Raw genomic sequence first — 14,723 nt, forward strand, 5'->3', positions numbered from 1 at the left:
CATTTTGGGTCCAGCGCATCGAACCCCCGCTCATTGAACGCGTGGATCACATCCCGCACATAGTCATCGCTGACCTGCATCAACGACGTGATGTCGGGTACTGATTGGCCCTGAGCCGACATCAGCACCACGATCGCCCGGCGCAGCTTGACCGGGTCCTTCGCCGTACGGCTGATCCGCTGGACCTTGCGGCCTTCCTCCATCGACAACGACCGGACAAACACCTCCGGACGACGAGCCATCGCCACCTCCCACACACGACACGTGAGAACCAGCCTGCCCCATCACCACAAAGAACAATTACCCGGCCAACGATCTTGGACGAGCCACTAGCGCAGTTCGCGAGCGAAGAGCCCGGCAACGGCCTTCGGGTCGAACCAGGTCGATTTCGGTGGCATCACCGATCCCGAGTCGGATACCGCCATGACCTGTTCCACCGTTGGTGGGTGTGGCACCAGGCAGATCGCGTTCCGGGAGGAGCACCAGCACTTTCCCCCGCCGTCGGAACTCTCACCGTGGTGTCCGTTCGGATCGACGATACGGGAGACGGCGGGCAACAACTGCTCGTCGAGCAGCACCGCGTCCAGCCCCGCCCGCACCTGGTTCGGCCCGATGGATGAGCGCAGCCAAAGCCGGAAGCACCGGTCGTTGAGGCGGAGCAACACCACTCCCGGTGCCGGATTGGTCGTTGCGGTCGAGGTGCATTCCTCGACTCGTGTGACCACCGGCAGCGCCGCCAGTCGTTCGAGCACCCACGCCGTGGACAGCTCACCGTGTGCCGGCAGACAACGGTGGTAACCGAGAATGCGCATCTGGCTGCTGGGAAACAACGCGGCCAACGTGAACGCGCGCGGATCCTCCTCCGTGGAGTGCCGGTGTGATCGGCCGTTCCGCTCGGCGACCGCCATCCGGTGGTGGCCGTCCGCGATGTAGACCGCCGGAACACTCGCCAGCTCCTCCCGCACTGTCCTGGCCAGCACGGTGTCCTGCCGCAGCCACACGCTGTGCCGAACCCCGCCGGTGGCGTCCGCCTGGAGATCGGGCTCCCGTTCGGTCACTCCGTCGAGGAGCTCGCTCAGATACGGCCGGTCCGGATGCGTGAGCGTCACCGGCATCTGTTCGACGCCGCTTGCCTCGGTGAGCTGTTCGATGCGGTGTTCCCGCTCGGGCCTGGTGGCCTCGTGGCGGCGGATCCTGCCCGCCCGGTAGTCGTCGAGCGAGACCTCGACGACCACGCCGGTCTGTTGGTGCCTGCCCGCCCGCAGCCGGTAGACCACCACGGCGGGCCGTGGTGGGCGGGTGTAGCCGCCACCGTCGAGCAGTCGCCTCACCCGTTCGGGCTCGATGGAGCCGTCCAGTGGTGCGGCACCTCGCTGGTCGAGCACCAGCAGCCGCGGGTGGCGTACCGTGATTCCACCGGGATGGTGATCGCTGTTTCGGGAGACGGTAGGGGTGTGCTGGATGCGCGGGGCGTTCATGAGACACCACCGGAACGTGCCGACACCGCCGCGGCTCCGGCCCGCTCGGGCGGTGAGTGCTGTTCGTTGACACAGTGCAGTGCGGTTCCCGCCCGGAAAGCCCCGATCATGTGTACCACTTCGTCGGCCACGGCTTGCTGCGCCTGCTCGGTGGAGGCCCCGATGTGATGGGTGCCGTACACGTTGGGGTGAGCTGCCAGCCGCGACGTGATGTTTCCCGTTCCGCCCTCAGGCTCGTCGCGGAACACGTCGATGCCCGCCCGGATTCCTCGGCTTTCCATGGCCTCGATCAACGCGTCCTCGTCGACCAGCTCGCCACGGGAGGTGTTCAACAGGATCGCGTCCGATCGCATTCGGGCGAGCAGATCGCGATCGACGATGTGGTGGGTCGCCTCCGTCAACGGCAGGTGCAGGGACAGCACGTCACAGGTCTGCGCGAGTTCGTGCGGGTCGGCGACGAGTTCGATCCCGAGCTCCTCGACACGCTCCCTCGTCTGCCGGTCCCGTTCCGGGTTGTCCAGGGCGTACACCTGGGTACCGAACGCCACGGCCCGCTCCGCGAACCGCAGACCGATGCGCCCGAGCCCCAGCACGCCCACGCGGCGTCCGTGGATTCCCCGCGCACGCGAGTAGCGTCGTTTGTCCCAGTGACCGGCGCGCAGATCGGCGACGTTGTCGGCGATGTTGCGGTCCAGCGCCAGCAGCAGGCCGAATGCCAGCTCGGCGACCGCCACCGCGTTGCGTCCCGGGACGTTGCAGACGTGAATCCCCAGTCCCGCGGCGGCCGCGCTGTCGATCGTGTTGGTGCCGGAGCCGGCCCGGATCACCATTCGGAGCGCGTCGCCCGCTTCCAGGGTTTCGGCGGTGACCGGAGTGCTGCGCACGACGAGGACCTCGGCGCCGCCCAACGTCTCACGCAGCTGTTCGGAGTCGAGATCGGGCTGGTACACGCACTCGTGCCCGAGTCGTGAGAGCTCGGCCAGGGAGGTTTCCGGGAAGGTGTCTGCGACGAGAATCCGCATCGATGGCTCCCTTGCGATCGGTGGACCGCCCCGGTGGTTCCCCGGTTTCACCGAGGGCAACCGCACCAGTGGCACCTCAACAGCGCAGTGTCACGAACGATAGCACCTTGTTGCTTATTGCGCACCGAATTGCTTATAACGCAATGTTGGCCTTTCGGGGGGTTACCGTCAACACCTGTCCGCCGGGCTGTGCGCACAACTCGCTCGACAGCGTGAAGATCACGTGCCGCTCGCGGTCCCGGAATGTCCCGGCGATCGCCCTGTGCGGCTCCCGGAGCGGCGGCCGCGATTCACTCCCATCACGCAGTGCGATCATGTCGCCGATCGGGCATTCCGGGGGTGAGGAGATTAGAACCAGGCCGTGCGAGGAGATCGACCATGTCGGATACCGAGATCACCGTGATGCCGGGCAGGCAGGACATCGTGCTGAGCAGGGTGTTCGATGCGCCGCGCGACATCGTCTTCCGCGCTTGCACCGAGCCGACGTTGGTGCCCCGCTGGTGGGGACCCCGGCACTACAACACCACGGTGGAGCGTGACGACGTCACCACCGGTGGAAGCTGGTACTACATCAGTCGTGATGAGGAGGGGGTCGAGTACCGCTTCCACGGCGTGTACCACGACATCACCCCACCGCATCGGATAGTGGCCACCTTCGAGTACGAGGGGATGCCCGGACACGTGTCACTCGAGACCGTCACCCTCTGGGAGGACGGCGCGGGAACGACCCGTTACGTGGGGACCTCGGTGTTTCAGTCCGTGGCCGACCGCGACGGGATGGTGCAGAGCGGTATGGAAGAGGGCGCCAGGGAAGGGATGAGCCGGTTGGCGGAGGTGATCAGGGTGTTGCGGGAGCGTGCCGAGTGGTGACTCGTCCCTGTTCCGGGAAAACCGCCCACGCCACGTTGCCCGGTCGATCAAGCGGAGCGCTCCGTGAGTCGTCGCCGTCACCTCTCGGTGTTCCGGAGCACGGTCCGCACGAGGTCTCGCGGCACGGTCCCTCGCTCAACTCGCCTCACTCGGACGTGACGATGAGCTGGTAACTGGCTTCGGTCCGGAACTCACCGCTGCTGCCGCGCAGCGTCAGCGTATGCTCTCCCGGGGACAGCGGCGGCACGCGCAACCACAGGCCGCAGCCGTATCTCGCGACCGGGCCCGACGGCGACTCGTAGGCGATTCGGGTCGGTTCGATCCGCCGCAACGACTGTTCGGCGCCGTCCACCGTTGCCGTGCCCTCGGACTTGGCCAGGAATTTCTCGCAAGCCGACGCGGTACTGGTCACCCGGTTGACAGCCGGTCCCACGATCGGTGTGTTCCCGGGAACACGGCAGGAGCGCCGTACCTCGCCGCCGTAGGTGCCCGCCACGAACCAGGTCCGCTCCGGCTGATTCACGGCACAGAACCGGCCGGTCGTGTCCCGCACCGGATCCTGACCGGCCGGGGCCGAACTCACCCAGCCCCACCAACGTGACTGCAGTTCGGTCCCGCTCACGGGGGAGTCCGCCGAACGCTGTGTGGCGGAACGCGGTGTGGAGGTGTTCGCGGATGACTCGGCTCCGGCTGATTCGCCCGTCTGGGCCGATGGTGCCGAACACCCCGTCATAGTCAGGACGAGCAGCAACAGCGGCAGCAGGCGAGAGCGCGACATCTCGGGAAAGATAGTCCAGCGTCGATCTCCTCCGGAAGCGTGCGAGCGGCGGTGTTATCCGATCGTGCCTCCCGCGGGACGCGCCGAACTCACTCCGCTGTAGCAGCGGGACGTTCTTCAGGCAGGCAGCGGTTCCCCCACGATCTCTGAGCAGGCCAGCCCGTCACCAACGGCCGGTGAGCCGCTGAGGCCGAGTGCCTGTCGTTGTTCGAGCTCCTCGCAGCGCACGACGGAGCCGTTCACCAGCAGCGGAGCCATCTCTCGTGCGGCAGCCGTGTAAGCGAGCACACGCTCGGGGCTTCGACCGTTCTCCAGCTCGATCGAGGTGGAGTCGTGTAGTCGTACCAGGCGGTAACGCTTGCCGCGTCCTTCGCACCGGTCGAGCACTCGGCGCTGTTCCGCGGTGGCGTACCAGATCGTGTGCTGCTCGGTGACCCCCGAGGCCGCGGCGAGTACGGCGGGCCGTTGGCCGTCGCGGGGACGCAGTCCCGAGGACCAGACCGCTGCCATCCCGTCGCACTCCGCGCGCAGCACGACCGCCGGGCCGGTCAGTGACAGATTCCGGCGCAGCCACCCGATCTTCTCCGGGCAGGCGTTGGATCCGTAGGCGAGTACCGGTCGCCGTTGCCGCAGTGGTTCGGCACCGTGCTCGGCCAGCCACCGGTCCAGGCAGGGTTCCGTCCGCGCTCCGGTGCGTACTCGCCATCCAGAATCGGCGGTGGAATCGGGCAGCAGCGGGTATCCCACCCCGTCGAGATGAACGAAGGAACAGTCGGGGCGCGTTCCGGGGTAGGGATGCTCGGGGTAGTCGCTCTCGGCGAACGGTTCGACCGCTGCGGATCGGGGAAGCAGGTGGGGAACGGTCATCGGCCGTCCACCCTGGCAGCCGAGCACCCGCACACGCTGCGATCGCCGTCACATTCAGTGGGGTTCAGAGCCTGAGATGTGACGAGCTTTTCAGATACTGGGAGCGGTTCACGGTGAGCTGCACCGAATGACGGCATCCGCTCTCGGCCGAGCGAAGGCACCGGCACCGACTCTCACGTTTCGTGAGTCAGCTCCGGGCGGTCGGCGTTGCACCGCCCCGTGCCGAGGTCGAAAACGAACGGTGCCCGCTCACCTCCGGGGGAGCGGGCACCGTCGTATGTATTATTCGCGGGCTCGAAAGCTCGAGATCAGAGCGCGCGGACGGTATCGGCCTGCGGGCCCTTGGCGCCCTGGCTGACCGTGTACTCCACCTGCTGCGCCTCGTCCAACGTGCGGAAGCCCGGTGCGTCGATCGCGGAGTAGTGCACGAAGACGTCCGGCCCGCCGTCGTCGGGAGCGATGAAGCCGAAGCCCTTTTCCGAGCTGAACCACTTGACGGTTCCCTGTGGCATGGCTGTCTCCTTTCGGGAGCTGATTAGGTCACCGGTGACCGTCCCGTACGGTCACCAATGGTCGTGGATCTCAGACGGCGCCTACTCCAGCTACACCAAAGACAGCTGCTCGCCCGCACCAACTATCTGCGAACGTGCTCTAACACGACTCCAGAAAAACGACCGAGGCTCATCATACACGCCTAGGCCGCGGGGTGCAGCACTCACGTGGCAACTGATCGAAAAGCCCGTGTGGTCGACTCGGGTGCGGCGATGAGCCCGGATCGCGGGGCCTGCAGCCGGTGTCGTGGTCGGGCGGACCGATCGACGCTGCCAGGGTTCCCGACGGTTTCGTCCTCATTGGCCATCCCGGGACGGCCTCCGCGCCCACCTCGCCGGGACGGCGTGGTTCCGCTCGTCTCGTCCAGGGCTCAGTTCGCGGTGTAGTGGGCCACGCCTTCCACCAGCTCGACATCGAGTCGTCCCCACTCCGTGAGCAGCTTCAGGTGCGCAGCCGTTTCGAGTATCGCCAACGTGCGGTTGAACGTGTCGAGCTCGTCCAACGCGTACCCGTGCCGGGTCCAGGTCAGCGTCCGCGCCGCCTGATACGCGGTTTCGGCCCCCTCGGCTACCGCGGTGGTCATGGTCGTCAGCCGCCGTTCGTGGTGCCGCAGCAGCTCGTCGACCCGGGAGTGCACGCTCGACCCCGCGGGGCCGTGAGCGGGCAGCATCCGCGTGTCCGGCAATGAGCGGGTCAACCGCAGTGAGTCGAGGAAGTCCCGCAGCGGCACCGGCCCGGGGGCCTGCTCCAACGCGACGGAAGGGGTGATGTGTGGCAGCACGTGATCGCCGGTGAACATCAGCCCCTCGGCCTCGTCGAGGAACATCACGTGACCGCGGGTGTGGCCGGGGGTCGGCACCACGCGTAGCGTTCGCCGCTCCAGATCGATCGGGATCGACTCGTCGAGCCACTCGTCCGGTTCCTGCCAGGTTCCTTCCGGCGGAAGGGCGTCCGGCGTGCCGAACTCGGCTTCCAGCGCGTCGACGACGTTCTTGGCCCCGCACTCCAACAGCTGTTCCCGCTGTCTGTGCATCGGGACGTGATCGGGAGCCATCAGGCATCGCAGGTTGGGTCGTTCGGCTGCTCCGAGAGCGACTCGACAGCCGGTCTCGTCCCGCAGCGTCACCGCCTGGGTGTAGTGGTCCCGATGGACGTGGGTGACGAGAACGCGGGTTATGTCGCTGAGTTCCGCCCCCAACGTGCCGAGCGCTTCGGCGAGTTGGTTCCGGGACTCGTCCAGTGCCCAACCACCGTCGATCAGGGTGACGGCGGAGGTGTCACGAATCGCGTAGACGTTGACCGCGCGCAGCCCGTCGCCGGGCATCGGCAGGGGAATCCGGTGTACTCCCGGGGCGACTTCGTGTGCCCCCGGCTCCGTCCAATCCGCACTCGACATGCTCACCTCCACGACGCCAACCTGTGATCGGGCAGGCATACCACGCGGTCGGTAATCGATCGAGTGGGTGCGACACAGCTCACCAACTCGTGAGGTGGGCGAGTGGGCCGACGACACGACTGCCGTGGCGGCGAACGCCAGTCGGACTCGGTGGCTGGCCGGCTTGTTCCCGGCACGTCCACGACTCGGCGTCGGCCCGAAGCGGTATCAGGTCGTTGTCCACCGCACGGGGAGGTTCCGCAGGGAACGGATGAAACTACCCGTGTTCCATTCCGGGGTCGTGCCGTCCAGCGCCGTTTCCAGCTGGGGGAAGTGGCGCACCAGTCCTTCCAGGGCGACCTCCAGTTCGATCTTGGCCAGTTGCGCTCCCAGGCAACGGTGCACTCCGCTGCCGAACGCCAGGTGGTGGTTGTCCACACGTTCGATGTCCAGAGTGCCCGGAGCGTCGAACGTATCGCCGTCCCGGTTCGCCGAGGTGAGCGCCACCAGTACCGTCTCGCCCGCTCCGACGGTCACCCCGTTGACGGTGACCTCCTCGAGCGCCACCCGTGGGAAGGTGACGTCGAAACCGAACAACGGCACGTAGCGCAGTAGCTCCTCCACAGCGCCGGGTATCAACTCGGTGTCCGCGCACAGTCGCCGCCACTGTTCCGGATAGTCACGCAGCAGCACGAGAACGGAATTGGTGATCTGGTTCTTGGTCGTCTCGTGACCGGCGGCGAGCAACGTTATTCCGAACTGCACCAGCTCCCGCTCGCTCAACTTGTCGTCCTCGTCCCGAGCCGACACCAGTACGCTGAGCAGATCGTCGGTGGGATCGTGACGTTTTTCGTTCACCAGGCCGGCTATGTAGTCTTCCATGCTTCGCCAACCGGCTTGTACCTCTTCGGCGGGTGTGCCGCTCACGCTGGCTATTTTCTCGGTCCACTCGCGGAACAGCGGTTGATCCGTCTCGGGAACGCCGAGGATGTGGCATATTACTCTGATCGGTAGCGGAGCGGTGAAATTCTCGATCAGATCCACGGGGCTGTCGTGGTGTCGTGCTAACCGCTCCAGGAGTTCCTCCGAAGTCCGCCGCACGTACGGACGCAGCTGTTCGATTCGGCGGACCGTGAACGCCTTGGCCGCCAACTTGCGGAGTCGGGTGTGTTCCGGCGGGTCGGAAGCCAGCAGTGAACCGGGCTGCGGCGCGAACGTGCCGAGGCGCGGGACTCCCTCGTCGATACTGTGGGCCAGGCTGAAGCGGTTGTCCGTGAGGACGAATCGCACATCCTCGTTCCGCGTGACCAACCATACCGGTACGCCTGAGAGGGCGACCCTGCTCACCGGATTCTCTGTCCGCAGTCGAGCGTAGACGTCGTCGATGTCGTTCGTCGATGAATCGTCGAACGGAAAGTCCGGTATCTCTGTTCGTGCTGACTGCACGGCTTCCTCCCGGCAGGACCGTCAAGTCGGGGGCATTCCCGCCCACCCGGAAATAATTGATTACCCGAGTGTAATTGTTTTCAGTCTATTTCCGGGGTTCGAGACGATACAACATTATGCTGCTGGGATTTTCGGGTGAGTTTGCGGTTTCGGCGTGTCGTCGTGTTCCGATCGTTCGATCGCGTTGCGCCAAGATGAGTCCGCCCGCTTCCCCCGGAAGGAGTTTCCGGCGGGCGGGGTCCACGAGGCGGGCGACGGCGGAGCGCGGGGCTTCGGCGGAGGAGGCACCGCGAGCGGAGGTTGGCCGCGAACCGGTGAACGGTCCGGGCGACAGTCGGCGGTCCGCGGCGATTCCGAAGTCGGTGGCACTTCCACCGTGGCGGGTTTCGCCGCGGACCTTCGTGGTCGGCTCAGTGCTCGCCACCCAGTCTGCCCGCCAGTGCGGCGTGCCGTCGCTCGCTGGATTCGTTCATACCGGTGATCGATACCGTGCTGCCGCGTTGCCGGTACTTCGTTTCGACGGCGTCGAGCGCGGCCACGGTGGAGGCGTCCCAGATGTTGGCTCCGGAGAGGTCGATGATCACATTGCCGGGATCACCCGCGTAGTCGAACTGGAACACGAGGTCGTTGCTGGAGGCGAAGAACAGCTGTCCGGTGACCCGGTAGATCTTGGTACCGCCCTCCGGATCGAGCACGCTGTCGATGTTGACCAGATGCGCCACGCGCCGTGCGAACAACACCGTGGCCACGACGACCCCCACCACGACGCCGATCGCGAGGTTGTGGGTGGCGACCGTGACGGCCACGGTCGCCAGCATCACGGTCGTCTCGCTCTTGGGCATAATGCGCAGTGTTCTCGGGTGAACGCTGTGCCAGTCGAACGTGCCCACCGAAACCATGATCATGACCCCGACCAGAGCCGCCATGGGGATCATGGCCACCACCGGTCCCAGTGCCACGATCAGGATCAGCAGGAACACTCCGGCCAGGAAGGTGGACAACCGGGTCCTCGCGCCGCTGGATTTCACGTTGATCATGGTTTGGCCGATCATCGCGCAGCCGCCCATGCCACCGAAGAAACCGGTGACGACGTTGGCGATCCCCTGTCCCCAGGACTCGCGGGTCTTGTCCGAGTGCTCGTCGGTGATGTCGTCGACCAGCTTGGCGGTCATCAACGACTCCATCAGCCCGACCAGAGCCATGGCGATCGCGTACGGTGCGATGATTCGTAGCGTCTCGAGAGTGGCGGGCACCGACGGCAGTCCGGGCACGGGCAGACTGCTGGGGAGTTCACCCTGGTCACCGACGGTGGGTACGGCGATCCCCGCCGCCACGGTGAACACGGTCAGCGCGACGATGGCCACCAGCGGTGCGGGAATCGCGGTGGTCAGCCTCGGTAGGCCGATCATGACTGCCAGTCCCACCGCCACGAGCGCGTAAACGCTCCAGGGAACACCGGTCAGGTACGGCAATTGGGCGGTGAAGATCAGAATCGCCAACGCGTTGACGAAACCGACCATCACGCTTCGGGGCAGGAACCGCATCAGCCGCGCCACCCCGAGCATCCCCAGCAGAGCCTGGAACACGCCGCCCAGGATCACGGTGGCCACCAGGTAATCCACTCCGTACTGCTGTGCCACCGGTGCCAACACCAGCGCGATAGCCCCGGTCGCCGCCGAGATCATGGCGCGCCGTCCGCCGGTCAGCGAGATCGTCACCGCCATGGTGAACGAGGCGAACAGCCCGACCCGAGGATCGACGCCGGCGATGATGGAGAACGAGATGGCCTCCGGAATCAGTGCCAACGCCACCACGAGACCGGCCAACACCTCGGTCCGCAGCACCCGTGGGGACAACCAGTCCGGGCGAGACATCCGGTCACTTAACACAGCAGGAAACGACATCATCTTCTTTCGTACGAGGAGAACCGCGGGTGGAAGACCGATCGGAGCGGAGCCACACCTGTGGGGCTCACGCGATCACAACGAACTCTACCGTTACGTAACGGCAATGATGGCCGGAGTGTGACATATGTCGGCGTGTGATCCACGGAAATCCTCGTCGTCCCGGGAATCCGAAGACTCCCGGGCGAAACCACTCGACACGGCTGCTCGGAGGTGTCGGCGACACCTGGCTGAAAACGTTGATCCCGCCTCGGGGCGTCGCTTCCGGCGACGCGTCACCGTGTCGGTCAGTGTTGGCCGAGCTCGGTTGCGAAGGTCCGGTAGGTCTGTTCGTCGAAAAGTACGAACCGCACGAGTTCCACACCGGTGTCGGCCTCGCGCACGGCCCGGATCGCCACGCGTGCCGCCTGCTCGACCGGGTAGCGGTACACCCCCGTGGATATGGCGGGAAAGGCGATGCTGGCAGCGGGCAGCGAATCGGCGGTCCGCAACGATTCCAGGTAGCACGAGGCCAGCAGGTCCGAGCGGTCCCGCGAGGCCGAGTAGGTCGGGCCGACGGTGTGTATCACCCACCGGGCGGGGAGTTCGCCCGCCGTGGTGGCCACGGCGTGCCCCACCGGCAGCCCGTCGGTGTGCTCGGAGGCACGCAGCTGCTTACACGCCTCCAGTATTTCCCGGCCGCCGCGTCGATGGATCGCACCGTCGACACCGCCTCCGCCCAGGAGCGAGGAGTTGGCCGCGTTGACCACGGCGTCCACCCGCTGTTCGGTGATGTCGCCCTGTATCGCCGTGATGTGCATGGTCGTATTCTCGGGCTCGTACCGGCTGTTCCACCAGCGGGCGTGTTCGACGATCCGCGTGTGACGGACTCAGAGCAGTGCCTTGCCGAGCAGCACGGCCGCGCTCAGACTCGCCACCGCGAGCAGCACCGGACGCGTGCGCCCGTTGTCGAGTACCCGGCGCAACGGGCCCGAAAGCACGAACCCCAGCAGCGCGAACGGAAACAGCACGCCGGCCGCCAGCAGCTGTTCACCGTGTACCTGTCCGGAGGCGACCAGCGCGACCAGGGACAGCGCCGAGCCCAGCGCGAAGTAGGCGCTGAGCGTGGTGCGTACCGTCGGTCCCGCGTTGTGCTGGTACACCAGTGCGATCGGTGGGCCACCGATCGCGGCGGCGGTTCCGAAGACGCCGCTGAACATTCCGGCGGTGAAGAGCGTCCCCGGCACCGGTCTGGGGCGCCACGCGACCAGGGACAGCACCACGGAGACCAGCACCACCAGGCCGATCAGTACCGCCAGCCACCGATTCGGCAGCAGCGCCAGCGCGGTGACCCCGAGCACGGTTCCGGGCACTCGGCCGAGCAGCCCCCACCGGACCCCGCGCCAGTCGGCCCGGCCTCTTTCGCGGAGCAGGGGGAGGATCGCGAAGGCGGAGGCGGTCAGCAACAACGGGACCGGCACCAGCGCCGGGTGGGCGATGGCCAGCAGCGGTGCGGCGATCAGGTTCATGCCGAACCCCACCGCTCCCTGCACGACCGCTCCGCCAAGCACGATCGTCCCCGCCAGTAGCAGCATCCAGATGCTCAAGTGTTCCCTCGATCGTTTCGGGCATGCTCGGTGCACCGAGTCAACCCCCGCGGCGGAAGTGGCACGAGTGCGGGGACCCGTCGATGTGTTCGACTTCATAGCCCGGCGTCGAAAGCGGCTGTCGGATGGGTCTCAGGGATGTGCCCGCGATCGCTCCGGTGGTGTTTCCGCCTGTCCGGTCGGTGCTGTTTCCCCTCGCGAAGTGGCGAATCGGAGACCGTGGCCGTTTCGCGTGCCCCGCTCGAGCCGGGAAACCTCCCGGCACGGGGTTGAGCTCGCCCGCGAGGCGGTCTCTGTTCGGGGAAGTAGCAGTTCACGGGCTTGATCGTCGATGTCGTCCGTTCGGTTTCGGGTGCTCGACCTCCGGTCGTCCGGCACACCTAGTGCCGCGATCGGTGCGACAGATGTCACCGGGATGGCGCAACCCCGGTGGTAGCCGACCTCCGCTATGCCGGTTGACCTGCTGATTCGGTGAATATGCCCGTTCCCGGAACACCCTTCACTACTCCGTTCGGAGTAGCGGCACTACTCTGTCCGGAGGTATTTACCGATGATTGACGGCCGTACGTTGTTCGCTCGTGGCACGAATCGTGCTCGCGGTGGTGCGGGCTTGCCGCCATCGGCAGCCGCGATCCGCCGTGACCGACGTCGACAGAAGGAAAACCTGAGGCCGACATGGAAACGATCGCACTCGAACTGGTGCCGCCCGATCAGGACGGCGGTGTGGAGAGCGCAGTTGAGGAAGGCCGCAAGGTGGCCGAGAGCTGCCGCACGTCCGGGCTCGGGGACCGCATCCAGCACCTGATGATCCCCGGCTTGATCGCCGAGGACGACGATCGTCCGGTCGAGATCAAGCAGAAGATGGACACGCTCGATTTCTGGCATGCCGTTCGTCCCGAGATCGGCGATGTGAAGGGGCTGTGTACCCAGGTCACGGCATTCCACGACAAGCAGCAACTGACCGACCGTATCGGTGATCTTCGCAGCGCCGGTATGGAAGGCATCGCCTTCGTCGGTGTGCCGCGAAACATGAGCGACGGTGAGGGGCCGGGGATGGCTCCTACCGATGCGTTGGCCGAGTTCAAGGGAACCGTCCCCAACCGGGGCGTCATTCTCATTCCCACCCGTGAGGGGGAGCACGGCCGGTTCAACTTCAAGTGCGAGCGGGGCGCCACCTACGGCATGACCCAGCTGCTGTACTCGGATGCCATCGTCGGCTTCCTCAAGGAGTTCGCGCAGCAGACACCCCACCGTCCGGAAATCCTGCTCTCGTTCGGTTTCGTGCCGGGCGCCGAGAGCAAGGCCAAGCTCATCGACTGGCTCATCCAGGATCCGGGCAATCCGGTTGTGGAACAGGAACAGGAGTTCGTCGCCAGACTGGCGGAGAAGTCCTTCGAGGAACGCAAGCGTCAACTCGTGGACCTGTACAAGCGGGTCGTGGACGGGGTGCGTGACCTCGGCTTCCCGCTGAGCATTCACCTGGAGGCGCCCTACGGTAACTCCAAGCCCGCTTTCGAGACCTTCGCGGAGATGCTGGACTACTGGTCGCCCCGCCAGAGCTGACGGAGCGGAGCCAGAGCTGACGGAGCGGATGCGGGCGGCGAAACCGGTTGTCGTTTCGCCGCCCGCATGTGCTTTCCGACCGCCGGTTTCGGAAACGTTCGCCCGGACGGCCGATCACCCCCCGCTCGGGGACGGACCTGTCACGCGTGTCGCCACTCCCGGATTCGGGCATAGCCCCGGATCAGGCGCAGCGCCGTTGTGATGCCGACTCCACCGATGATGTTGCCCAGCAGGGTCCAGCTGAACCACGTGATCCATTCCAGGTAACCGTAGTCGGCCCCGGCGTGGATTCCGCCGAATATCAGCAGCGAATCCAGTATCGAGTGGTGCATACCTGTTCCGACGATCAGGAATCCGGTGACGGCGCTGGCGGTGAGCTTCGCCATGTCGTTGTCGGTGCCGTTGTGCATCCTGGTCATCAGCGTGATCGCACTACCGGCCAGCACCGCCAGACACAGGTTCTGCGGTGACAGCGCGGCGTTGGCGAACTTGCCTCCCATTTCCACGGCCGTGGTGTGCAGACCGGGAAACGCGGTGATCACCACGAACATCAGCGCCCATCCGCCGAGCAGATTTCCGGCCAGGGTGCCGCCCCAGAAGCGTGCCAGTCGTCGCCAGGTGGCCTGGCGAGCCGCCACCACCACGATGGGTACGAGAAAGCCCTCGGTGAACAGTTCGGCGTGGCCGAGCAGCAGCGCGATCAGCGCGACCGAGAACGCCATGCCCGCCAGCAGCGGACTCCCGGTGGTCTGGTACACGGTCAGCAGAGCGAGCACGCCCAGTGCCACTTCCACACCGGCGACCAGAGCGGTCGCCAACAATTGCGGCCACGTTCGGTAGAGACGGGGACGCCCCTTCTCGATGATCCGATCGATGGCACGGTCCACCTCGTTCTCGCGCGGTCGTTGTCGACTTTCCGGCGCGTGGGGGGTGACTACGTGACTAGGCTGCTCAATCTGCTTGGTAACCACGACCTACCTGTGTTCGTATTCGAAGGTGTAAGGGCCAATTTCCGGGTGTATCGGCCTCGGCCGCCGCGCGTTCCCGAACGTCATGTGTTGCCCGCCAGCGGAAGAGACGCTTGCTGTCCGGGGAAGAAGTCCGTTGTTCGAGCCGCGACCCGCAAGTGTCGCAAAGCCGATATTCCGGGCGTAACCCCGGTGGGAAAACCCATGCCGAGGGGCGGTGTTAGGGAGCCGCGACCCCGGTGGATCCGTGCGGGCAGGTGTCGTTCCACCCGTCTGGACGCCGCCGGTATCCGCCGAGCGGGTACTGCCCCGCG

The 14,723-nt window shown here is 66.0% G+C and carries 14 protein-coding genes; 2 read left to right on the forward strand and 12 right to left on the reverse strand.

What is annotated here, in order from left to right; genetic code table 11:
- The 3 genes from BM150_RS09865 to BM150_RS09875 all read right to left on the reverse strand — a co-directional run.
- Positions 1 to 242: helix-turn-helix domain-containing protein (locus BM150_RS09865; protein WP_139219503.1), on the reverse strand; the 242-nt coding region annotated here is incomplete at its 3' end.
- Between the two features lie 87 nt (positions 243 to 329).
- Positions 330 to 1,478, reverse strand: a complete 1,149-nt coding sequence (locus tag BM150_RS09870) for a DUF1015 family protein (protein ID WP_092926354.1) — start codon at positions 1,476 to 1,478, stop codon at positions 330 to 332.
- Positions 1,475 to 2,500 (reverse strand): NAD(P)-dependent oxidoreductase, encoded by a 1,026-nt coding sequence (locus tag BM150_RS09875; RefSeq protein WP_092926356.1) that lies wholly within the window; start codon positions 2,498 to 2,500, stop codon positions 1,475 to 1,477. The genes BM150_RS09870 and BM150_RS09875 overlap by 4 nt, the downstream gene beginning before the upstream one ends.
- Before the next feature lie 378 nt (positions 2,501 to 2,878).
- On the opposite strand from BM150_RS09875, the gene BM150_RS09885 reads away from it, so the two are divergent.
- On the forward strand, positions 2,879 to 3,370 hold the full coding sequence (locus BM150_RS09885) for an SRPBCC family protein (protein ID WP_092926360.1): 492 nt from the start codon (positions 2,879 to 2,881) through the stop codon (positions 3,368 to 3,370).
- 145 nt (positions 3,371 to 3,515) lie between these two features.
- Here the strand turns inward: BM150_RS09885 and BM150_RS09890 are convergent, their stop codons facing one another.
- The 8 genes from BM150_RS09890 to BM150_RS09930 all read right to left on the reverse strand — a co-directional run bounded on the left by BM150_RS09890 (position 3,516) and on the right by BM150_RS09930 (position 11,878).
- A complete protein-coding gene (locus BM150_RS09890; protein ID WP_092926362.1) occupies positions 3,516 to 4,148 on the reverse strand; it encodes a hypothetical protein in 633 nt (210 codons plus the stop codon).
- Positions 4,149 to 4,265: 117 nt separating this feature from the next.
- Positions 4,266 to 5,015, reverse strand: a complete 750-nt coding sequence (locus BM150_RS09895) for a hypothetical protein (RefSeq protein ID WP_092926364.1) — start codon at positions 5,013 to 5,015, stop codon at positions 4,266 to 4,268.
- A gap of 308 nt (positions 5,016 to 5,323) precedes the next feature.
- On the reverse strand, positions 5,324 to 5,527 hold the full coding sequence (locus BM150_RS09900; RefSeq protein ID WP_092626912.1) for a cold-shock protein: 204 nt from the start codon (positions 5,525 to 5,527) through the stop codon (positions 5,324 to 5,326).
- Between the two features lie 410 nt (positions 5,528 to 5,937).
- Positions 5,938 to 6,963, reverse strand: a complete 1,026-nt coding sequence (locus tag BM150_RS09905; RefSeq protein ID WP_092926874.1) for an MBL fold metallo-hydrolase — start codon at positions 6,961 to 6,963, stop codon at positions 5,938 to 5,940.
- A gap of 207 nt (positions 6,964 to 7,170) precedes the next feature.
- Positions 7,171 to 8,388, reverse strand: a complete 1,218-nt coding sequence (locus BM150_RS09910) for a cytochrome P450 (protein WP_217641518.1) — start codon at positions 8,386 to 8,388, stop codon at positions 7,171 to 7,173.
- Between the two features lie 410 nt (positions 8,389 to 8,798).
- The gene (locus BM150_RS09920) at positions 8,799 to 10,292 is read right to left on the reverse strand and encodes a SulP family inorganic anion transporter (RefSeq protein WP_425427415.1); all 1,494 of its coding nucleotides are present in this window, start codon (positions 10,290 to 10,292) and stop codon (positions 8,799 to 8,801) included.
- 287 nt (positions 10,293 to 10,579) lie between these two features.
- Positions 10,580 to 11,092, reverse strand: a complete 513-nt coding sequence (locus BM150_RS09925) for an O-acetyl-ADP-ribose deacetylase (protein WP_092926370.1) — start codon at positions 11,090 to 11,092, stop codon at positions 10,580 to 10,582.
- Between the two features lie 69 nt (positions 11,093 to 11,161).
- On the reverse strand, positions 11,162 to 11,878 hold the full coding sequence (locus BM150_RS09930; protein ID WP_217641522.1) for a sulfite exporter TauE/SafE family protein: 717 nt from the start codon (positions 11,876 to 11,878) through the stop codon (positions 11,162 to 11,164).
- A gap of 675 nt (positions 11,879 to 12,553) precedes the next feature.
- Between BM150_RS09930 and BM150_RS09935 the strand changes: the two genes are divergently transcribed.
- Positions 12,554 to 13,441, forward strand: a complete 888-nt coding sequence (locus BM150_RS09935; RefSeq protein ID WP_092926372.1) for a mycobacterial-type methylenetetrahydrofolate reductase — start codon at positions 12,554 to 12,556, stop codon at positions 13,439 to 13,441.
- Between the two features lie 140 nt (positions 13,442 to 13,581).
- Here BM150_RS09935 and BM150_RS09940 read toward each other — a convergent pair whose 3' ends face one another.
- Positions 13,582 to 14,328, reverse strand: a complete 747-nt coding sequence (locus BM150_RS09940) for a formate/nitrite transporter family protein (protein ID WP_092926374.1) — start codon at positions 14,326 to 14,328, stop codon at positions 13,582 to 13,584.
- Between the last annotated feature and the right edge of the window lie 395 nt (positions 14,329 to 14,723).

The sequence above is a fragment of the Actinopolyspora alba genome, assembly GCF_900112765.1.
Taxonomy (GTDB): domain Bacteria; phylum Actinomycetota; class Actinomycetes; order Mycobacteriales; family Pseudonocardiaceae; genus Actinopolyspora; species Actinopolyspora alba.

Excerpts from the sequence above, each read along its gene's own strand:
- BM150_RS09875 (WP_092926356.1), bottom strand. The coding sequence starts at position 2,500 with ATGCGGATTCTCGTCGCAGACACCTTCCCGGAAACCTCCCTGGCCGAG.
- BM150_RS09935 (WP_092926372.1), top strand. The coding sequence starts at position 12,554 with ATGGAAACGATCGCACTCGAACTGGTGCCGCCCGATCAGGACGGCGGT.
- BM150_RS09900 (WP_092626912.1), bottom strand. The coding sequence starts at position 5,527 with ATGCCACAGGGAACCGTCAAGTGGTTCAGCTCGGAAAAGGGCTTCGGC.
- BM150_RS09895 (WP_092926364.1), bottom strand. The coding sequence starts at position 5,015 with ATGACCGTTCCCCACCTGCTTCCCCGATCCGCAGCGGTCGAACCGTTC.
- BM150_RS09885 (WP_092926360.1), top strand. The coding sequence starts at position 2,879 with ATGTCGGATACCGAGATCACCGTGATGCCGGGCAGGCAGGACATCGTG.
- BM150_RS09905 (WP_092926874.1), bottom strand. The coding sequence starts at position 6,963 with ATGTCGAGTGCGGATTGGACGGAGCCGGGGGCACACGAAGTCGCCCCG.
- BM150_RS09890 (WP_092926362.1), bottom strand. The coding sequence starts at position 4,148 with ATGTCGCGCTCTCGCCTGCTGCCGCTGTTGCTGCTCGTCCTGACTATG.
- BM150_RS09925 (WP_092926370.1), bottom strand. The coding sequence starts at position 11,092 with ATGCACATCACGGCGATACAGGGCGACATCACCGAACAGCGGGTGGAC.
- BM150_RS09920 (WP_425427415.1), bottom strand. The coding sequence starts at position 10,292 with ATGTCGTTTCCTGCTGTGTTAAGTGACCGGATGTCTCGCCCGGACTGG.
- BM150_RS09870 (WP_092926354.1), bottom strand. The coding sequence starts at position 1,478 with ATGAACGCCCCGCGCATCCAGCACACCCCTACCGTCTCCCGAAACAGC.